16 protein-coding genes are annotated in these 18,347 nt (G+C 64.5%); 5 read left to right on the top strand and 11 right to left on the bottom strand.

The genetic code is table 11. The annotated features are described in order from the left end of the window. Window positions 1-8 precede the first annotated feature (8 nt). Window positions 9-464, top strand: coding sequence for an Lrp/AsnC family transcriptional regulator (locus ACR9YP_RS39835; RefSeq protein WP_091887029.1), 456 nt, complete (start codon window positions 9-11; stop codon window positions 462-464). A 25-nt stretch (window positions 465-489) separates the two neighbouring features. Here the strand turns inward: ACR9YP_RS39835 and ACR9YP_RS39830 are convergent, their stop codons facing one another. From ACR9YP_RS39830 to ACR9YP_RS39820, 3 genes are all read right to left on the bottom strand, one after another. After that, window positions 490-1,323 (bottom strand): MFS transporter, encoded by an 834-nt coding sequence (locus tag ACR9YP_RS39830; RefSeq protein WP_474218638.1) that lies wholly within the window; start codon window positions 1,321-1,323, stop codon window positions 490-492. Beyond that, window positions 1,320-1,916, bottom strand: coding sequence for a hypothetical protein (locus tag ACR9YP_RS39825; protein ID WP_438105246.1), 597 nt, complete (start codon window positions 1,914-1,916; stop codon window positions 1,320-1,322). Before ACR9YP_RS39825 ends, ACR9YP_RS39830 begins: the two co-directional genes overlap by 4 nt. A gap of 74 nt (window positions 1,917-1,990) precedes the next feature. Beyond that, window positions 1,991-2,416: a hypothetical protein gene (locus ACR9YP_RS39820; RefSeq protein WP_438105245.1), complete on the bottom strand. Its 426-nt coding sequence runs from the start codon at window positions 2,414-2,416 to the stop codon at window positions 1,991-1,993. Window positions 2,417-2,524: 108 nt separating this feature from the next. On the opposite strand from ACR9YP_RS39820, the gene ACR9YP_RS39815 reads away from it, so the two are divergent. Then, window positions 2,525-3,445: a LysR substrate-binding domain-containing protein gene (locus ACR9YP_RS39815; protein WP_474218637.1), complete on the top strand. Its 921-nt coding sequence runs from the start codon at window positions 2,525-2,527 to the stop codon at window positions 3,443-3,445. Window position 3,446: 1 nt separating this feature from the next. On the opposite strand, the gene ACR9YP_RS39810 is transcribed toward ACR9YP_RS39815, so the two are convergent. The 3 genes from ACR9YP_RS39810 to ACR9YP_RS39800 are packed head-to-tail and all read right to left on the bottom strand — an operon-like array spanning window position 3,447 to window position 6,689. Then, entirely contained in the window at window positions 3,447-4,232 is a 786-nt protein-coding gene (locus ACR9YP_RS39810) for a fumarylacetoacetate hydrolase family protein (RefSeq protein WP_438105244.1), read from the bottom strand. Window positions 4,233-4,247: 15 nt separating this feature from the next. Then, window positions 4,248-5,615: an LLM class flavin-dependent oxidoreductase gene (locus ACR9YP_RS39805; protein ID WP_474218636.1), complete on the bottom strand. Its 1,368-nt coding sequence runs from the start codon at window positions 5,613-5,615 to the stop codon at window positions 4,248-4,250. Between the two features lie 21 nt (window positions 5,616-5,636). Continuing rightward, a complete protein-coding gene (locus ACR9YP_RS39800; RefSeq protein WP_474218635.1) occupies window positions 5,637-6,689 on the bottom strand; it encodes an Ldh family oxidoreductase in 1,053 nt (350 codons plus the stop codon). A 296-nt stretch (window positions 6,690-6,985) separates the two neighbouring features. Here ACR9YP_RS39800 and ACR9YP_RS39795 point away from each other — a divergent pair, with 296 nt between their 5' ends. Next, window positions 6,986-11,101 (top strand): bifunctional diguanylate cyclase/phosphodiesterase, encoded by a 4,116-nt coding sequence (locus ACR9YP_RS39795; protein ID WP_474218634.1) that lies wholly within the window; start codon window positions 6,986-6,988, stop codon window positions 11,099-11,101. On the opposite strand, the gene ACR9YP_RS39790 is transcribed toward ACR9YP_RS39795, so the two are convergent. After that, the gene (locus ACR9YP_RS39790; RefSeq protein ID WP_474218633.1) at window positions 11,075-11,416 is read right to left on the bottom strand and encodes a hypothetical protein; all 342 of its coding nucleotides are present in this window, start codon (window positions 11,414-11,416) and stop codon (window positions 11,075-11,077) included. The two genes, ACR9YP_RS39795 and ACR9YP_RS39790, sit on opposite strands and share 27 nt — an antisense overlap. A gap of 50 nt (window positions 11,417-11,466) precedes the next feature. Here ACR9YP_RS39790 and ACR9YP_RS39785 point away from each other — a divergent pair, with 50 nt between their 5' ends. Then, entirely contained in the window at window positions 11,467-11,601 is a 135-nt protein-coding gene (locus tag ACR9YP_RS39785; protein ID WP_474218632.1) for a hypothetical protein, read from the top strand. Between the two features lie 43 nt (window positions 11,602-11,644). Here ACR9YP_RS39785 and galE read toward each other — a convergent pair whose 3' ends face one another. The 4 genes from galE to ACR9YP_RS39765 all read right to left on the bottom strand — a co-directional run bounded on the left by galE (window position 11,645) and on the right by ACR9YP_RS39765 (window position 16,917). Next, window positions 11,645-12,637 carry a UDP-glucose 4-epimerase GalE gene (galE, locus tag ACR9YP_RS39780; RefSeq protein ID WP_474218631.1) on the bottom strand — a complete coding sequence of 331 codons (993 nt, stop codon included), beginning with the start codon at window positions 12,635-12,637 and terminating at the stop codon, window positions 11,645-11,647. 19 nt (window positions 12,638-12,656) lie between these two features. Further along, window positions 12,657-13,460 carry a WecB/TagA/CpsF family glycosyltransferase gene (locus ACR9YP_RS39775; protein ID WP_128939866.1) on the bottom strand — a complete coding sequence of 268 codons (804 nt, stop codon included), beginning with the start codon at window positions 13,458-13,460 and terminating at the stop codon, window positions 12,657-12,659. Next, on the bottom strand, window positions 13,453-15,834 hold the full coding sequence (locus ACR9YP_RS39770) for an exopolysaccharide transport family protein (protein ID WP_474218630.1): 2,382 nt from the start codon (window positions 15,832-15,834) through the stop codon (window positions 13,453-13,455). Before ACR9YP_RS39770 ends, ACR9YP_RS39775 begins: the two co-directional genes overlap by 8 nt. A gap of 282 nt (window positions 15,835-16,116) precedes the next feature. Then, on the bottom strand, window positions 16,117-16,917 hold the full coding sequence (locus ACR9YP_RS39765) for a class I SAM-dependent methyltransferase (RefSeq protein WP_474218629.1): 801 nt from the start codon (window positions 16,915-16,917) through the stop codon (window positions 16,117-16,119). Window positions 16,918-17,313: 396 nt separating this feature from the next. Between ACR9YP_RS39765 and ACR9YP_RS39760 the strand changes: the two genes are divergently transcribed. Next, a complete protein-coding gene (locus tag ACR9YP_RS39760) occupies window positions 17,314-18,342 on the top strand; it encodes a glycosyltransferase family 2 protein (protein WP_474218628.1) in 1,029 nt (342 codons plus the stop codon). The last annotated feature ends 5 nt before the right edge of the window (window positions 18,343-18,347 follow it).

The following is an 18,347-nucleotide window of genomic DNA, read 5'->3' as shown; positions in this document are numbered from 1 at the left end:
GGGATTTCATGATCGAAGAGCAGGACACGCGGATTCTTGCGCACCTCCAGAAGGATGGCCGCGCCACCAACCAGCAGCTTGCCGACGAGGTCGGCATGTCCACCTCGGCCTGCTGGCGGCGGGTGCGCGCGCTGGAGGAAAGCCGCGTCATCCGCGGCTACGCCGCGCTGATCGATCGCGAGCGGGCGGGCTTCGCGATGTCAGCCATCCTCCACGTCTCGCTGGAGCGGCATGACGCGAAGTTCGTCGACGAGTTTGTGTCTCGCGTCACCAAGCGCCGCGAGGTGCTGGAGTGTTTTGCGACCACGGGCGATGCCGATTATCACTTGCGCGTCGTCGTGCAGGACATGGCCGCCTACAATAGGTTCTTGGACGAGTTCATGTTCCGCATCCCCGGCATCCGCTACGTCCGCAGCAACGTGGTGCTGAAGGAGATCAAGACCGGCGTGGCGCTGCCGTTTTGAAGCAATGTCGCCAGGGATCCGTGGCTCACACCGTCTCCGACCGTCGGCGCAGTTGGCGCAACGAGAGGAGATGCAACAGGATCGAGCATGGCACGACGAAGGCAGGGGTCAGCACGTTCGGAAAACGGTCCAGCGCCATGCTCGGGCCGTCCGGAATGATCAGCTGGAGCGGGCCCGGCGACATGATCATCCCCAAGGTGATCGCGACAGCCAAGTCCGCCAGGCCCAAGACGTTCCAGAAGATGCCTGCCTTCCGCCCGTCAGCTGTCCCGGTTGCCAAAGCCATGGCCGCCGGCACGGCAAGCAGGCCAGTCAGCACATCGCCGGTTCCTGCCGGTAGCGCCCACAATCCCGGCAGCAGCCCGCGCAGCCAGTAAGCCAGCCATTGGCTGCCGAAGATGCGGTAGAGTTGAAGGGCGACGAGCCAGGTCGTCGGCATTGCATCGAGTAATTGTCCGATCCGCTTCGACGACAGCAACACCGGCGCACCGACGATTACCGGCAGCAGGATCGCCGCCGGAAGCAGCGGCAAGGGCGAAGCGCCGGTGCCGAATGCGCCGTTGATGGCTGCGGTCCAGGTGACGGCTGCCCAGAGCGTGAAGGGGACCATCAGGGCCAACCAGGTTGCCCGGCGCTGTGCCGGCGCCAATTCCGTGTTTTCGAGGCAGAGCCACAAGCCGAGCGCAATGAGTCCATGGGTCATCAACCGAACGCCAAGCGCAGGAAAGCCGCTCTCCGGAAGTGCGGGTAGCGCGATGATCAACCAGGTCCACAGCAGGGCGAACGGCACGGTCCAGGTCAGGCTGAGCCAGAGGGGACGCTGGGCAGTCATGGTGGCGGAAACAGCATCGGTGCTCATGTGCTCACTCCATTTGGAACGCCGTGGTTGCGGGCGTGTGCAAGGGCAGCATCGCGGCCGGCACCCGACCGATCGCGATCCTGTCCGAGGTCACGGACTTTTTTCTCTGTTCCGGCCCTGAGCAGAATCATGAAGGCAAGGGCGTGGCCGACGAGCAGCAGTGGTACGTAAAGTGTGGGGATATAAATGCCGGCGCCGAACAGGCCGGGATCCGGGATCTTTGTCGCGCCCATGTAGTACGCGTTCAGGAGGTCAAGCGTCCCCCAGACGTTGAAGATCCAGACCACCGGGATGGCGATCGACCATCGCCACGAGAGAGCCGCCATCGACAGAAGCGCGAGGACAGCAGCGATAAGATCACCCCATCCCACCTCGGCGGCAAAGCGCGAACTCAACTCCGCAGAGACGAACCCGGTCACCATGAAGTTCATTCCCAAGAACCTGAACGCATGGAAAGCTGCGATGAGTCTCAGGGCGTCATAGCGCGGCATCACGCGGATCGCCGGCCAAACATAGATGGCAGCGACCACCGAGCTGGTCAGGAAAGCGCCGGCGACGCTGAGAACGAATGGAAGATTGAAGTTCGGCGGCACGTTCGGATTCCCTATGATTGACCATGCTGTCGAGCCGGGACGATGCCTATCAATCCGGCTCGACGTGGCGACGCTCAGGGTTTGGCCATGAGCAGACGGAGCGGCATGAGCGGACCGACCGCGATGTACTCGTGGTCGATGAGGTTCTGCTTCGCCAGCGGCAGGCCTTCCATGATGGCGTGCCCTTCGGCGACATCCTTGACGTTCAGCAGGAAGACGGCTCCGCGCCCATCGGACCGCGAATACCATTCGCGAACCATCCCGTTGAGATAGAGCTGGGTGGTTTGCCTGATTTCATCAGGCATCACCGCCATGACCTGTTCGCGTGTGATGCCGGGCTTGACAGTCAGAATGACCATCACGCCGGTTGTCGGTGACGTGGTTTGTGCTTGGGCAAGGGATGGCTCTGCCATGGAGGTAACACCTGTCAGTGTGAGGGTGAGCGCCAGGACGATGTTGCGGATTGCCTTCATCGGTTTCATCTCTCTGATCACGGCCATTGCCGCGATGTCGCGAATGTCAGGCGCACCCAGCGGCGCGGCGCATTTGCGATCCTGATGTAAGGCCGTCTTTGCGAGAGCGACTATTCGCGATAATATTGATAGGCCATGAAGCAGAACTTCACAGTCCGGCAAGGTGCGCTCGACGGTGTGGAGGCGTTCCTGAGCGTCGCCCACCACCGCAGTTTCCGCCGGGCGGCTGCTGAGCTCGGGGTCACGCCGTCGGCGATCAGCCAGGCGGTGCGCGCACTCGAAGCACGCGTCGGCGCCGTGCTGTTCCTGCGCACGACTCGCAGCGTCAGTCTGACCGAGGCCGGCGAACGGTTCTTTGCGCGCGCAAGGCCTGCCTTCGAGGAGCTCGTCGCGGCAAGCGGGGCCGCGCGCGACCTCGGACAGCGACCGGCCGGGCTCTTGCGTCTCACGGTGCCGCGCTCGGTCGTGCCGATTCTGCTGGAGCCTCTAGTCGCCTCGTTCTGTCAGGCCTTTCCGGAGATCGAGGTGGAGCTTGCTGCAAGCGAAGAGCTGGTCGACCTCGCCGCTGGAGGTTTCGATGCCGGCATCAGGATGGGGCAGTTCATCTCCCCGGACATGGTTGCGGTCCGCCTGACGAAGCCGTTGCCTTTCCTGATCGTCGGCAGCCCGGCCTACCTCGAACGTCGCGGCCGGCCCCGGCGGCCGGACGATCTGCGCGAGCACGCATGCCTGAGATTGCGGCGATCAAACGGTGCGCTCGCACCCTGGTCGCTCAACGACGGCGGTCGTTCGATCGAGATTGCCGTTGCGGGACCCTTCATCGCCAACGACTTCCCGACGATGTTAGGTGCCGCCGTCGAAGGCGTCGGCCTTGCGCAAGTGCCAGGGCCGCTGGCGACCGACGCCGTCAGAACGGGAAAACTCGTCGCCGTGCTGGAGAAATTCGCGCCGATGACGCCGGGGGTGTTTCTCTACTATCCCAGCCATCGACAAATCATGCCGAAGCTTCGAGCCTTCATCGATCATGTGAAGGGCCGATCCAGGGCCGCGCGCTGAGCTATTGCCCCTCCCGCACGAACCTGTTCCGCAACGTGCCGATGCCGGCGATCTCGATCTCCACGACATCGCCGTGCTTGATATCCGGCGAGGCGCCGTCGGTGCCCATCCAGATCACGTCGCCGGGCCACAGCGTAAAATACTTCGTCAGCTCGACCAGGAACGGCACCACGCCGAAGATCATGTCGTTGGTATGGAAGCGATTGGTCTCCTTGGCGTTGACCCGGACGATGGTCTCCATCTTTTCGAGATCGGCCTCGGTCTCGATCCACGGTCCCATCGGCTTGAACGTGTCGGCGTTCTTCGAGCGCCACAGGCTGCGGTCCGCTTTCTGCCAGCTGCGCTCGCTGACGTCGTTGCCGATGGTGTAGCCGAACACGCAATCCATCGCGTTCGCTTCGGTGAGATGTTTCACCTTCTTGCCGATGACGACGACGAGCTCGCCCTCATAGTGGATCCTGTCCGTCGCAAAGGACGGGATCACGACCTCCTCATCGTGCGCGATCAGCGCGTTCTGCGCGCGATAGCCGATTTCGGGCCGGTCGGGCACCGCCGGTACCTCGCCGCGTTTGTCGGCGGCCTCCTTCAGGTGCTTCAGATAGTTTAGGCCGACGCAATAGAAGGTGCGCGGGATCAGTGGCAGCTCGATCTTGACCTGTGCCAGCGAATGCGTGCGCGAGGTGCGCTGCCATTCACCGAAGGGATCGCCGTCGACGGCGATCACCTGGTGACCCTCGACGAGGCCCCAGGATGTCTTGTCCGACGCGGTGAATTTCAGCCAACGCATGTCCGGTCCTCGTCATTATTCCGCGGCATCGCGGGGCCGCGTCTTCCAGGCACCTGCGGCCGGACGCTTCAGCCCGAGATTGTCCCGCAACGTCTTGCCGCGGTACTCCTTCTGAAACAGCCCGCGCCGCTGCAATTCCGGCACGATGTGTTGCACGAAGTCCGCGTAGGAGCCGGGCACGTAAGTCGCGGCGATAACAAAACCGTCGCAGCCGCGCTCGACGAACATCTCCTCCAGCTTGTCCGCGATCTCCTTGGGCCCACCTACCATTGCGTCCTGGACCTGGCCGCGGCCGGAGAAGGTGACGAAGTCACGCGCGCTCGGATTGCTCTTGCCCGAATTCTTCAGCACGCCGTCGCGAATGCCCAAGATGCCCTGCATGCTCTTCAGTTCTTCCGTCGTCAGCGGCTCGTCGAGATCCTTGGAGGCGAAGTCATAGTTGAGCGCTTCGGCCAGCAGCGACAGCGCGTCGATCTCGAGCGGCAGCTTATTGATCAGCGCCATCTTGTCTTCGGCCTCCGCCCTGGTCGCCGCGCAGACCGGCGTTGTCAAGTTGCAGAGGAACATCTGGTCGGGATCGCGGCCAGCCTTGGCAGCTTCGTTGCGTACGGAAGCATAGCCGTCCTTGGCGGCGGCAAGGTTGCGCGCGGCGGTGAAGATCACCTCGCCCCATCGCCCCGCGAAGCGCTGGCCGCGGCCCGACGCGCCGGCCTGGATGATCACGGGATGGCCCTGGTCCGAGCGCGGCACGGTGAACGGTCCGCGCGACTTGAAGGCCGGCCCGTTGTGATCGAGCCGCTTCACCTTGGCGGGATCGGCAAAGCGGCCGCTCTTCTTGTCCATGATGAGCGCGCCGTCCTCCCAGGTGTCCCAGTGGCCGAGCACGACCTCCATGAACTCGTCGGCGCGGTCGTAGCGGGAATCATGTTCCGGGTGGGAGTCGCGCCCCATATTGAGCGCCTCGCCGTCATTGAGCGAGGTGACGACGTTCCAGCCGGTACGCCCGCCGGACATCAGGTCGAGCGTTGCAAAGCGGCGCGCGACGTCGAACGGTTCGTAATAAGTGGTCGAGCAGGTTGCGCCAAGGCCGAGCTTCTCGGTGACCATGCCCATCGTGGTCAGCACGATCAGCGGGTCCATCTTCACGCAGCGGATGCCGTATTCGACGGTGTGGGCATGGTCGTTGCCGTAGCGGTCCGGCATCGCCAGGCGATCGTCGAAGAAGGCCATGTGGAACCTGCCGGCCTCGAGGATTTTCGCGATATCCTGATAGTAATCCGCCGACATGGAATCGTTGCGCGAGTCCGGATGCCGCCAGGAACTCGGCAAGTTCGTGCAGTTCTGAGCCTGGAGGAAGCCGACCAGTACCATCTGCCGCGTCATGCTGCTGTTCTCCTGATGCCGTCAGGCCAGATCGAGGACGGTGTCGAGCCTGTACTCGCGCGCCAGCGCGCGCAGCTTTTCCCAAGTGGCATCCTCGATCTCGATACCGTCGCGCAGGCGTTGCTGCTCGCGCAGGCCCTCGATCTCGCCGGGATAGAACACGCCCTTGCTGCCTTCGGACGGCGGGGTCGATTTGAGGTAGCGCGCAAACTCGGCGACTTCACGCTTGAACTCCTGCAGCGGACGGAAGGCCGCGACGTTGAACACCGCCATGAAGCATCCGTCATTGTGCCGCCCCGTCGGCTCGACGCCGAAGCCGAGACCGGTGAGCAGGCCGCATAGCACCTCGACCATGGCGGCGAGCCCGCTGCCCTTGTAGCCCTCGGTGCCGCCGAGCGGCAGCAGCGCGCCGCCCTTGCGGTATTGGGTCGGATCGGTGGTATGCCGCCCCTCGGCATCGATGATCCATCCCGTCGGAATTTCTTCGCTGCGGGCGACGGCGAGCTGGACCTTGCCGGCCGCCACCGCCGAGGTCGCCATGTCCAGATAGAACGGCGCGTCGAGGTCGGACGGCACCGCGATCGAGATCGGGTTGGTGCCGAGCCGCGCTTCCTTGCCGCCGAACGGGGCGACGTGCTTCGGCGAGCGCCCGGAATCCGCGGTCGCAATCCCGATCATGCCTTCGCGCATCGCCATCAACGGATAGGCGGCAAGGCGGCCGACATGGCTTTGCCGGAACACGGTGCAGGCGGCGACGTTCGCCGTCCTTGCCTTCTCGATGGTCAGCGCCATCGCCTTTGCGTTGACGTGGAAGCCGAATCCCCAATGGCCGTCGATCACGGTCGTGGTCGGCGATTCCTGGACGATGGTCCATTTGGCGCCGGGCACGATGTGTCCGGCCTTGATGCGGTCGATATAGGTGGGAACGGCGATCACGCCGTGCGAGTCATGGCCGGCGAGATTGGCGTTGACGCAGCCGGTGGCGACTGCGTCGGCCTCTTCCTCGGACGCTCCGGCGGCACGGAGCAGTGCGGCGCTGATGCGCGTGAGGCGATCGGCCCTGACGATCGGCATGGCGTTCCCTCGGCTTGATGCCCTTAACAGGCTGCTTGTTGGGTGCCATCGTCTCAAAGCGCCGCTGCGATATCAATCTCCCGTAAACCAATACAGGGCTGCAAATTCGTACAGAGAGCGCGTCTTTGGTCGAAGATTCATCCCGTGCGGCGGTATTTTTGACAGTTTGGCGCCAGTCGTTCGCAGCTCATTCACTTTGATCGACGGTTTGCAGCGCGCAATAACGACCACTTAGGCGATCGGCATTCATAAAGTCACCCGGGAGAAATGGGCAGAAATGCCCGGGAGCTGAGATCGTGCCGACGACACTCGCGCGCACCTTTGCGGCGTTGAGCGCCATCAACGAAGCGATCCTCTACGCGAAATCGCCGGACGAGCTGTACCAGAAGGTCTGCGACGCCGGGTTTTCGAGTGGGGACTTCTTGGCCGTCGCCGTATTCCTGGTCGGACCAGATTGCCGGCGGCTGCATTTTGCGGCCGGTTGCGGCGACGACGTTGCGCGGCTGCGCTCGATCATGATCACGACGGAAGCAGGCACGCCCGAAGGATCCGGCGTCGGTGGCGAGGCGTTTCGCGATCAGAAGCTGTGCATCAGCAACGATTATCTGAACGACCCGCGTTCGCTGGCGTGGCGCGAGGGGGCGGCCAAGGCCCATATCGGCGCGGCCGCGGCGCTGCCGCTGCTCTGCAATGGCAACAGCGTCGGCGTGCTCTACGTGACTCGCCGCGAAGCCGGCTCGCTGGACGAGCAGATGGTGTCGCTGTTCGAGCGCATGTCGGCCAATATCTCCTATGCGATCGAGAATTTCGAGCGAGAAGGAGCGCGCCGGGACAGCGAGGCGGCGATGCGGCGGCTCAATCGCATGTTTGGGGCGCTGAGCGCGACGAACGAAGCAATCCTCAAAGCCGGCACCGAATTGGATTTGTATCAGCGGGTCTGCGACGCAGCAGTGCATGGCGGCAAATCGCTGGCGACTTTCGTGCTGCTGCGCGAGGAGAACTCGCACTGGCTGACGCCGGTGGCCGCAACCGGACAAAATCTCGACCTGATCAGGCAGGCGCGCTACTCGGTCGATCCAGACAATCCTCACGGTCGGGGCATCTCCGGCCAGGTCTTCCGGACGCAGAAGGCGATGGTCGAAGACGATCTCGTCGGTCGCACCAAGGGAACGACCTGGGAGCGAGCCAACATCAATGCCGGCGCGGTCGCCTGCGTCGCCGCGCCACTGATCAAGCGCGGAACCAGCGTCGGCGTGATGTTCTTCTTCGTCAGCAAGTCCTGGGCGAAGGACGAGGGCATCGTCGCGCTGTTGCTGCGCATGACCGAGAACGTGTGCTTTGCGCTCGAGAACTTCGATCGCGACGAAGAGAAGGCGCAGATCGCGCGCGAGGAGGAACGGCTCGCGCGCATGTACGCCGCGCTGAGCGCCACCAATGAAGCGATCATCCGGGCCGCATCGCGTGCCGAGCTGTTCGATCTCGTATGTGAAGCTTCGGTGCAAGGCGGCAAGTTCGGCTCGGCGACGATCGCGCTTGCCGAGCCTGCCTCCGAGCTGCTGCGGGTCGTCGCCTCTGCAGGGCCGAACTCCGATGAAGTACGCAGGCTCAAATTCGCCACGACCGACAAGGTGCCGGAGGGAAGAGGCCTGACCGGCACGTGCTTCCGCACCGGGCAGCCGTGCCTCACCAACGACCTGTTCGCCGACGAGCGCCTCAAGCCCTGGCACGACAGTGCCCGCCGCACCGGCGTCAAGTCCTCCGCTGCGCTGCCGTTGCTCAATGGCGAACGCGCGGAGGGCGTGTTTCTGTTCAATTCCCTTGAGATCGGCACGTTCACGCCGGAATTGGTCGAACTGCTGGAACGGCTCGCTCGCAATGTGTCATTTGCGATCGCAAATCTCGACCGCGCCGAGGAGAAGGCGAAGGCCGACAAGCAGCGAGACCGGGTGAGCGGCATGTTCGCGGCGTTGAGCGCCACCAACGAAGCCATCATGCGCGCCGAGACCCGCGAGGAACTGTTCGAGGTCGCATGTCAGGCGGCCGTGCTGGGCGGAATGTTCGCCTCGGCGACGATTGGAATCATCGACGAGACACGTGAGCTGGTCCGGGTCGTCGCCGTGAAGGGGCGGCTTCAGGAGCGAATGGTCGGGCGCACCTGCGCGATTTCCCCAGATCATCCCGAGGGCCAGGGGATCATCGGAACCTCGCTGCGGACGTGCCGGCCCAGTGTCATCAACGACTATATGAACGACCCGCGCTCGGCACATTGGCACTCCAAGGCAGTCGAGGACGGGACCCGCGCCGCTGCCAGCTTCCCGCTTCTGCGCGCCGGCCAGGAGCCGATCGGCATTCTGCTGTTCCTTGCTCCGGAGGAGGATACATTCACGCCCGATCTGGTCGAGCTGCTGGCTCGCCTTGCCGAAAACGTCTCCTTCGCGCTCGACAACTTCGATCGCGCCGAGGAAAAGGCCCGCACCGAGGCGCAGAAAGAGCGCCTGACCCGCATGTTCGCGGCGCTGAGCGCGACCAACGAGGCGATCATGCGGGCGAAATCGCGCGCCGAATTGTTCGAGCTCGTGTGCCTCGCCGCATCGAACGGCGCCAAGTTCACCTCGACGACGATTGCGCTCGCCAGCGCCGACAGCGACCAGCTCAAGATCGTCGCCAGCGCCGGACCGTCGTCCGACACCACGCGCAATGTCCGCCTCTCGGTCGATCCCGAGCGCCCCGAAGGCCGGGGCATGGCCGGCACAGCGTTCCGAACCCGGCAGCCCTGCATCAGCAACGACTATCTCAACGACCAGCGCGTGAGCGCCTTCCACGCCATCGTTCGCGGCGACGGTGCGCGCTCGGGCGCGGCGATTCCGCTCGTCGTTCACGATCTGGCTGTTGGCGTCATGATCTACATGTCGACCGAAAAGGACACGTTCACGGCCGAGTTCGTCGAGCTATTGCAGCGCCTCGCCGACAACGTCGCCTTCGCGATGGAGAATTTCGACCGCGCCGACGAGAAGAACAAGGCGGATGAGCGGATCGAATACCTCGCCTCGCATGACAGCCTGACGGATCTGCCGAACCGCGAGACGTTCAACGGATTGCTGCGCGAGGCGATCGACGTGGCGCAGCGCCACGATCACCGTTTTGCGGTGCTGTTCATCGATCTCGACCGCTTCAAGGTCATCAACGATTCGCTGGGTCACGAGGCTGGCGACCTGCTCCTGCTCGAAGTGGCGAATCGTTTGCGCGGCGCGCTGCGGACAAGCGACGTGGTGGCGCGTCTCGGCGGCGACGAGTTCGTGGTGATCCTCGACCAGTGCGGCGAGATCGACGACGTCCAGCGCATCGCCAGCGGACTGCTCGCCGCGCTTGCCGAGCCCACGGAACTGGCCGGCCACGAGTGCCACACCACGGCCTCGATCGGCATCGCGATGTATCCGGCCAACGGCTCCGACGCGCAGACGCTGACCAAGAATGCCGACATGGCGATGTATCTCGCCAAGGAAGACGGCAAGAACGGCTATCGCTTCTTCTCCAAGGAAGTGAAGACGCAGTCGATCGAACGTCTGTCGCTGGAGAGCGCGCTGCGCCGGGCGCTGGAGCGCGAGCAGTTTTCGCTGAACTACCAGCCCAAGGTGGATATGGAGACCGGCCAGATCACGGGCGTGGAAGCGCTGCTGCGCTGGACGCATCCCGATCTCGGCAATGTCTCGCCGGCGCAATTCATTCCGCTCGCGGAGGAGACCGGGCTGATCGTGCCGATCGGCCGCTGGGTGCTGAATGAAGCCTGCGCGCAAGCCATGGCCTGGCAGCGACGCGGCCTGCTGCCGCTGTCGATGGCGGTCAACCTGTCGCCGCGCCAGTTCGCCGACGAGCATCTGTTGCAGGACGTCGACGAGGCGCTCGCCGCCAGCGGCATGTCGCCGGTGCTGCTCCAGCTGGAGGTCACCGAGAGCATGATGATGCGCAATGTCGGGCGCGCGCTCAGGGTGCTCGACGCCATCCAGAGCCGTGGGATTCGCCTCGCCATCGACGATTTCGGTACCGGCTATTCGTCGATGTCGCTGATGAAGCACTTCCCGATCGACACCATCAAGATCGACCGCTCCTTCGTGCGCGACCTGCCGCAGGATTCGGAAGACCAGGCGATCGCCCAGGCGATCATCAGCATGGGCAAGGCGCTCGGCATGACAGTCGTCGCCGAAGGCGTCGAGAATGCCGAGCAGGAGGCGTTCCTGCGCACCCATGGCTGCGACGAGATGCAGGGCTATCTGATCGCCAAGCCGCTGCCGCCGCGACAGATGGCCGAACTGCTGCGGCCGATGGTTCTGCCCGTGGCGCCACCGCTCCAGCCCGAGCGGGATCCGGTCGCCGAGCAGGCCGCAGCGTTACGGCTGAAACGCGCTGTCGTCTGACGGCTGCGGGTGCAGCTCGCGGACGGCGTGTTCTCCGGCCTCGGACTTGTTCGGAAACTCCTGCGGTCCAGTCAGCGACGTCTGCTCGACGAACAGCGCGAGAATGCTGCGCGCGCCCTCGGCGAAGCTCGACCCCTCGTTCAAGCCGAGCTCGGCGCACCATGCGCAACCCATCGGCTCGTTGTCGTCGAGCACCGCCATCGCAGGCCCCCACCACCAGGCCGGCGCGGGGGAACGCTCGTCCTCGGGCACGACCTGCCAGCGGGCGAACTCTTCCATCACGCGCTCGAACTCCAGGCGTGCAGCCTGATGCATGCGGTCGATACTCCCTCAATCCACGCCCAATGACAGGGCGGCAGGCGGAATTGATCGTGGCCTTCGTTCGGAAAAATCAGCTCGCGCAAATCGGCCGAGCCATGCAAGCCGACATCATCGTCGGCAATGCGAAAATATGCGGCCGTCAGCGATGCGCCAACGGCGGCAGCGAATATCTATTCTAGCCGTTTCGAGGCACGGCAGGCAAGCTACGGGTGCCGCGATTGCCTAACGCGATCTGAACGGATGCGCCTTCTGGTGCCAAGCCCAGGCGGTGCGGATGATCGTCGGCAGGTCGGAGTGATGGGGCACGAAATTCAGCACTTTTCTCGCAGCAGAGGGATCCGCGACCAGATAGGTGGGATCGCCGGGGCGGCGCGGCTTGATGGTGTGCGGCACCTCGCGTCCGGTCTCCTGCCTGATGGCGCTGAGGATCTCGCGCACGGAGAAGCCGGAGCCGGTGCCGAGATTGAAGCTGCTGCCGGCATGCCCCTGCTCCAGAAGCTTCAGTGCCGCGATATGCGCCGCCGCGAGGTCGGTGACGTGGATGTAGTCGCGGATCGCGGTCCCGTCGGGCGTGTCGTAGTCGTTGCCGAATACGGCGAACTCGACATGGCCCTGAAGTGCCATCATCGCGCGCGGAATGAGATGGGTTTCATTGTCGCGCAGCTCGCCGATGCCGCCGGCCGGATCGGCGCCGCTGGCGTTGAAATAGCGCAAGCAGAACGCGCCGAAGCCATAGGCGGTGCGGTAATCGGCGAGCATGCGCTCGATCATCCACTTCGAGGCGCCGTAGGGGTTGATCGGCGCGCAGGGAAAGTCTTCCGGCAGTTCCTTCGAATCGGCGTTGCCGTAGACGGCGCCGGTCGAGGAGAACACGATGCGATGGCAATTCGCGTTACGCATGGCCTGCAACAGCGACAGCGTGCCCTGCACGTTGTTGATGTAATATTTCTGCGGGTCGGTCATGGACTCCCCGACCAGGCTCGCCGCCGCAAAATGCATCACCGCCGTAATGTTGTAATCGGCGAAGGCGCGCGCCAGCGCCGTGCCGTCGAGCAGGTCGCCCGTCACCAGCGGGCCGGTAACGAAACTGCGATGACCTGTCGAGAGATTGTCATAAACGACGGGCTGATAGCCGGCGGCGGTCAGTGCGCGGCACGCATGCGAGCCAATATAGCCTGCGCCCCCGGTGACGAGGACGGTCGGTCGGTCGGTCATGTCGTCTTCTGCTCTTCTCTTAGCGGAGGGATCGGTGGCGGCTGAAGAGAAGATAGAGCGCGCGGGGGTTGGTGGTCAAATAGCGCCAGAGCAGGCGGCGCGGCTCGAGCCAGGTGCGCCAGGCCCATTCGAGTCCGATCTTCTGCATCCATTGCGGCGCGCGGGAACGGCTGCCCGACAAAAAGTTGAACAGGCCGCCGGATGTCTTGATAACGCCAACATTGGTGAGATGCGGAGTGAATTCCTCCACGAATGCCTGCTCGTTGGGCACGCCGAGCGCGATCCACAGATAATCCGGCGCAAGTGCGTTGATTTCCTCGACCTTCGCGCGCAGCGCCTCGCCGCGCAGATAGCCGTGGCTGCGCCCGACGATCTTGAGGTTCGGATACATCTTCTGGACGTTCTCGACCGCAGCGATGTTTTCGGCTTCGCTGGCGCCGAACATGTAGAAGGTGCGGCCAACCGCTTCCGCCTTGCGCGCGACGACGTGGAACAGGTCCGTGGTCGCAACGCGCTCCGGCAGCGGAAACCAGGATTGCAGCTTCGAAGCCGCAACCAGCGGCTGGCCGTCGGCGTTGATCAGGTCGGCGGCGCGGAACAGGCGTTCGGTCTGCGGTTCCGTCGAGCAGCGCGCCAGCACCTCGCCATTGGCCGAGGTCAGGAACAGCGGACGGCCGATGCGATTGTCAGGATCGGTTGCCTCGATCATGAAATCGGCGGTTTCTTCCAGGTCGATCGCGGCCATGCGAAGGCCGCCGACGGTGATCCGCGGCACCTCGGCAGTTGCCGCCCGTCCATCGAGGTTGACGCGGCGCTCAAGCATATTGTCTGCCTCGCTGGCGCGTTTGGGCTGCGGGAGTGAGCTCGTCGAGCACGACGCCGACGAGCTTGCGCTCGGCGCGGCCGAGCGCGGTCAAGATCTCTTCCAGGCTGTCGTTGATGTCGAGGCTGGTCGGCAGCACCGCCACCAGCGCGTCGGTTTCGTCCAGCAGCTTGCTGCCGCCGGCCGAGAGCGGCACAGCGGGGCCGTCGAGGATCACGAGATCATAGCCGCCCGCGGCGCGCGCCTGCGCAATCGCTTTGCGGATGGCCTCAGCCGTTTTGCCGACATCGCCCTCTGCGGCCGGCAGCACCGAGATGCCGTTGACCGTCTTGATCTCGCGGGCGTCCTTGCTGCCGATCGAGAGCCAGCCGAGCCGGCTCGGTTCGCTCTTGCCGCGACGGTTGAGCTTGTTCGAGAGCGAGCGTGCCTGATGATCGGCATCGATCATCAGCACACGGGCGCCGTCGCGCGCGGCCGCCAGCGCGAAATTCAGCGCGGTCACGCTGCGACCGGTGGTCTCGCCAGTGCCGACGAGCGCGATGACAGGCATCGCCTTGCCGTCGGCCCGCCGGGCCATAGCAGCGCGCATGTCGCGCCAGGCATTGAGCAGCGTGGTCAGGGGGAAGCCGGGACGCAGGGTCGGCCAGCCCAGCCGGGTGAGATCGACGCCGCCGCCCGTTGCGAGAATGGCGCCGAGCGTGTGAATGACGTCGGCGTCCTGGAGGCGTGCGATCAGCGGCTTTTCGATCAAGGGCTTCTCGACCATCGAAGGCTGTAACGGAGGTGCGGCAAGTTCCGGCGGAGCTTGTTCAACTTCCGGAGCTCGCGAGGCCTGCTGGGGCGGCGAAGCCTCCGAGGCCTCTGCAGCCCGCGCGCGCTGCGGAGCTCGCGTTGCATCCGGCGCAGGCGTGCGCTGTGGACGGGCAGGCGTCGGCGCTGGCGCGGTCGCACCGGCGAACAGGAGCTCGGCCGCAGCGAACCAGCTTGACGCTGCGACCGCGCCGAAGATCAGGCCGATCATGGCAAACAGGCTCATCGCCGGCGGGAACGAGCGCCGCTGCGGCACCGTCGCTTCACCGATGACGCGGGCTGCGGAGGTATTCAGGCTCTCCTGCTCCTCGGTCTCGCGCGAACGCTTGAGGAATGATTGATAGACGTCACGGCTGGCGTCGGCCTCGCGCTCGAGCTCGCGCAGGCGGACTGCGGCCTGGCTGAGCTGGACGCTCTGCCGCTTCTGCGCTTCCAGCGCCCGGTTGAGCGAGGCTTCGAAGTCGCGGGCACGCGTCAAGTCGTTCTTGGCGGACTGGGCGAAGCGGTCGATTTCCTCGTTGATGGTGCGCTTGAGATCCTCGACCTGCTTCTCGGTCTGGCGCAGCGCCGGGTGGCGCGGGCCGAGCTCGCCGGCCTGCTCCGCATATTTCTTGCGGGCGTCCGCATATTGCGCGCGCAGGTTCGCAATCGTCGGCGATTGCAGCGCCTCGGGGATCGCGCCCGCATCCGCGGCCGTGCGCCGGCTCGCCTCGATCTGGTCGAGCCGCGCCTGCGCATCCATCGTCGCCGCGCGGGCCGCGGCCAGCCGCTGGTTGCTAGCGGAGAGCTGCTGGTCGCTGATCAGCGTGTCCTGGGTGCCGACGAAATTGTTCTGGGCCTTGTAGGTGGCAAGCGCAGTCTCGGCGTTGCGCAGCCGCTCGCGCAGCTCCTTCAACCGGCTGGAGAGATCACTGGTGGCGCGCCGAGCGGCCGAGGCCTGCGAGTTGCGGGATTCCGCGAGGTAGGCATTGGTCAGCGTGTTGGCGAGCATCGCCGCTTTCGCGGGGTCCGTCGACCAGACCTCGATGTCGACGATGAAGCTCTTCTCGGTTTTGCGGATCGTGATGTGCTTGTTCAGCGCGTCGAGCGCCGCGAGCTGCACTTCCTTCCTCTCTGCGGCCGAGGGGGCGCGGGGCTGAAGGCCGATCAGGCCGAGCAGCGACGACATCAGGCTCGCGCCCTCGCCGCCGCCGAATTCCGGATCCTTGTCGAGACCGGCCTGCTGGATGACCTGGAGCAGCACGCTATTGGAGGTGATCAGGCGCGCCTGGCTCTCCACCACCATGGACATGCCGGAGACGTCCTGCGCGCGCGGCGTGAGCTCGCGATCGACGAGCTGAAGCTCGCGCGGGTCGACATAGAGCTGGGCGGTGGCGGTGTAGCGAGGCGTCAGGCTCTTGCCGATGGTGACCGCAAGCGTCGCGCCGAGCAGGGCGGCCGCGGCAATCGCGACCTTTCGCCGCCAGAGCAGATTGGCGAGCTCCAGCACGCTGAAGCCGGCCTGAGGCTTCCGTTGCGGGGCCTCCGGTCTGGCCCGATCAATCGGCTGGTCATAGTCAAGCATGATCCCCAGCTTTCATTCCAACTGCCGCGGGCTGAGGGGTTACTCTTCGCTTTACGCCACGCACCCGGGATATGGGGGCCCAATCAACGCAACAGGGAAAATTAACCATACTCATTGAGGGACTATTCACCGAAATGGCAAACAAAGCGTTTAAGCGCATGCCGCTCTTCGGCGCGTCGCCGCGACGCCGAGGTCCCCCAGAGATTAACGGTTCGTTACCGCGCGCAGCGTGGCCGCGAAGCTTCGCTTGTTGTGCGATCCGCTGTGCGCGTGCCATGGCGGTCAGCTCTTCCGCAGGATGACGTGATAGTCGCCGCGACGGACGTCGGTGCCGCGCGGCAGCACCGCGTTCAGCACCGCGGCGCCGGCGTCGATCACGGCCGCAAACAGCGGCTTGCGCCGGCGCATCTCGGGATAGCGCGGGCTCTCGACTTCGCGACGATAGATCATCTCGAGACCGTTGGCGGCGGCGAATGCTTCGAGCCTCGGCAGTGTCACCAGCGGATGGAAGAACGTCGGGAACGGCGGCTCGCCGGGCAGGCCGGCATCCTTGATGCCGCGGATGTTCCGGTAGAACCAGACGTGAAACCAGTGCGGCGAATATTTGGTAATCACGCCCGACAGCGAGCGCGGATTGGGCGCGCCGATCAGGATCATTCCGCCGCGCTTGAGCGCATCTCGGAAATTCAATAATGCGGACTCGACGTCAGGAAGGTGTTCGATCACATTGTAGCAGATCACGAGATCGAAGCTCTCCCGCCCGAAACGGTAGGTCTGGACGTCACCGAGGATCGCCTCGTCCGCGTAGGTATTGTTGCGGACCTGATCCTCGTCGATGTCGACGACGGTGACGTGGCTGCGGCTCGGCAATTCCGGCGGCAGAACGCTGCACGAGCCGCCGCCTGCTTCATAGATGGCAAGCCGGCCCTGCGGAAGTTCGCGGCGCAGCATGTCATGAATGGCGAGCAGGCTGTCGCGGGCTTCGCCAGGGATCAGATCGTGCAGCGCCTGGGTGGGTGGAGTGGCCGCGGAGACACTGATTGCCGTGGCTGTCGCGAAATCGATCGTGGCTGGCTTGTTCATGATTTTCTGACTGCGCTTGTTCTATTCAAATTTACAGGAAAAAACTCGCTCGCCCGAAGAGCAAAACTGATGCCGCGCCACCTCACTGGTCGCAGTGCTTACGGTCGGGTTAATGCGCATGGGCGTTAACTACAGCATTGTTCATGTTGCGGCGTTGTCGGTGCAGTGGACCGCGAATTGCACTATCACGCGCGCGAGGTTTCGCAGCAGAAACACACGAAGGCGGTTAAGTGCGTGGTGTTGTGCCGAGATGGTTGGAGGTCGCCCGCATGCATCCTGCGCCCGTCGTTCATTTTGGGACGCATCTGTGCCGCGGCGATGTGTCGTCGCGGGACGGGGCCTATCCGCGCGATCGAAGCAGGGCTTTTTCAATATATCTCGGACATCTAGGACGTCATGACATTGATCCCGACAGACCTGTCCGCCACGCGCATCGCGGACGTCGTGTGCGATCCCAACCGGGAGATCGTGGCGACCTCCCGTATCATCGACCTGTCGGTCGGCATCGTCGTCTGCATTCCCTGCTTCCGCCGCCCGCAACATCTGCGGCTGACGCTGGACTCGCTGGTGAGCCAGCGCACCCCCCGCTCCTTTGCCGTCGTCATGGTCGAGAACGATGCTGCGCGGCGCGAGAGCGCGCCGGTCGCCGCGGAGTATCTCGCTGGCGGCAGGCTTCAGGGCATCTGCCTCGTCGAGAAGCGGCAAGGCAATTGTCAGGCGATCAACGCCGCGTTCGAGACGGCGCAGGCGCTGTTTCCCGCCGCGACCCGCTTCCTGATGATCGACGACGACGAGATCGCCTCGCCCGATTGGCTCGAGCTGATGGTTCGCACCGCGGAGGCGACCGGCGCCGACGTGGTCGGCGGGCCGGTGGTGCCGGTCTTCGACGACGACAGCCAGCCCTGGCTGTCGCGTCATCCCGCCTTCTGTCCTGCCTATGATTACAGCGGCGCGGTGCCGCTAATCTATGGCTGCGGCAATTGTCTGATCACGCGCGCGGTGTTCGAGCGGTTCGAGCGACCGGCCTTCGATCTGCGTTTCAATTTCCTCGGCGGCGGCGACTGCGATTTCTTCGTGCGGTGTCGCGATGCCGGCATGACATTCCACTGGACCGCGGAGGCAGTCATCACCGAGACCGTGCCGCAGAGCCGCACCAGTCTCGGTTGGATCGCAAAACGAGGCCTGCGCATCGGCGCGATCAATTATCGTGTGCAGTCCAAGGCTGCGCAGAGTGTAGCGGCGCGCATGCTGGTGTTTGCGCAGATGGTTGGACGGTTGCCGTTGTCGCTGGTGCGGGCGGCCAGTCTGCTGACGTCGTCGAAGACCGTTGTCGCGATGCATCCCGTGATGGTCGCGCTCGGCTCCGTGCTCGCGGCGTTCGGCATCGAGCCGAAGCCCTATGAAGCCTCGAAGATCGTGTCCTGACGCCC

The organism is Bradyrhizobium sp. BR14999, from assembly GCF_056106085.1.
The sequence above is the reverse complement of the archived record's forward strand: the minus strand, read 5'-3'. Positions and strand labels throughout refer to the sequence as shown.

What these genes read in the sequence shown, in the direction of transcription:
- ACR9YP_RS39835 (WP_091887029.1), top strand. Translation starts at nt 9, where the DNA reads ATGATCGAAGAGCAGGACACGCGGATTCTTGCGCACCTCCAGAAGGAT.
- ACR9YP_RS39830 (WP_474218638.1), bottom strand. Translation starts at nt 1,323, where the DNA reads ATGAGCACCGATGCTGTTTCCGCCACCATGACTGCCCAGCGTCCCCTC.
- ACR9YP_RS39820 (WP_438105245.1), bottom strand. Translation starts at nt 2,416, where the DNA reads ATGGCCGTGATCAGAGAGATGAAACCGATGAAGGCAATCCGCAACATC.
- ACR9YP_RS39815 (WP_474218637.1), top strand. Translation starts at nt 2,525, where the DNA reads ATGAAGCAGAACTTCACAGTCCGGCAAGGTGCGCTCGACGGTGTGGAG.
- ACR9YP_RS39810 (WP_438105244.1), bottom strand. Translation starts at nt 4,232, where the DNA reads ATGCGTTGGCTGAAATTCACCGCGTCGGACAAGACATCCTGGGGCCTC.
- ACR9YP_RS39805 (WP_474218636.1), bottom strand. Translation starts at nt 5,615, where the DNA reads ATGACGCGGCAGATGGTACTGGTCGGCTTCCTCCAGGCTCAGAACTGC.
- ACR9YP_RS39800 (WP_474218635.1), bottom strand. Translation starts at nt 6,689, where the DNA reads ATGCCGATCGTCAGGGCCGATCGCCTCACGCGCATCAGCGCCGCACTG.
- ACR9YP_RS39790 (WP_474218633.1), bottom strand. Translation starts at nt 11,416, where the DNA reads ATGCATCAGGCTGCACGCCTGGAGTTCGAGCGCGTGATGGAAGAGTTC.
- galE (WP_474218631.1), bottom strand. Translation starts at nt 12,637, where the DNA reads ATGACCGACCGACCGACCGTCCTCGTCACCGGGGGCGCAGGCTATATT.
- ACR9YP_RS39775 (WP_128939866.1), bottom strand. Translation starts at nt 13,460, where the DNA reads ATGCTTGAGCGCCGCGTCAACCTCGATGGACGGGCGGCAACTGCCGAG.
- ACR9YP_RS39770 (WP_474218630.1), bottom strand. Translation starts at nt 15,834, where the DNA reads ATGCTTGACTATGACCAGCCGATTGATCGGGCCAGACCGGAGGCCCCG.
- ACR9YP_RS39765 (WP_474218629.1), bottom strand. Translation starts at nt 16,917, where the DNA reads ATGAACAAGCCAGCCACGATCGATTTCGCGACAGCCACGGCAATCAGT.
- ACR9YP_RS39760 (WP_474218628.1), top strand. Translation starts at nt 17,314, where the DNA reads ATGACATTGATCCCGACAGACCTGTCCGCCACGCGCATCGCGGACGTC.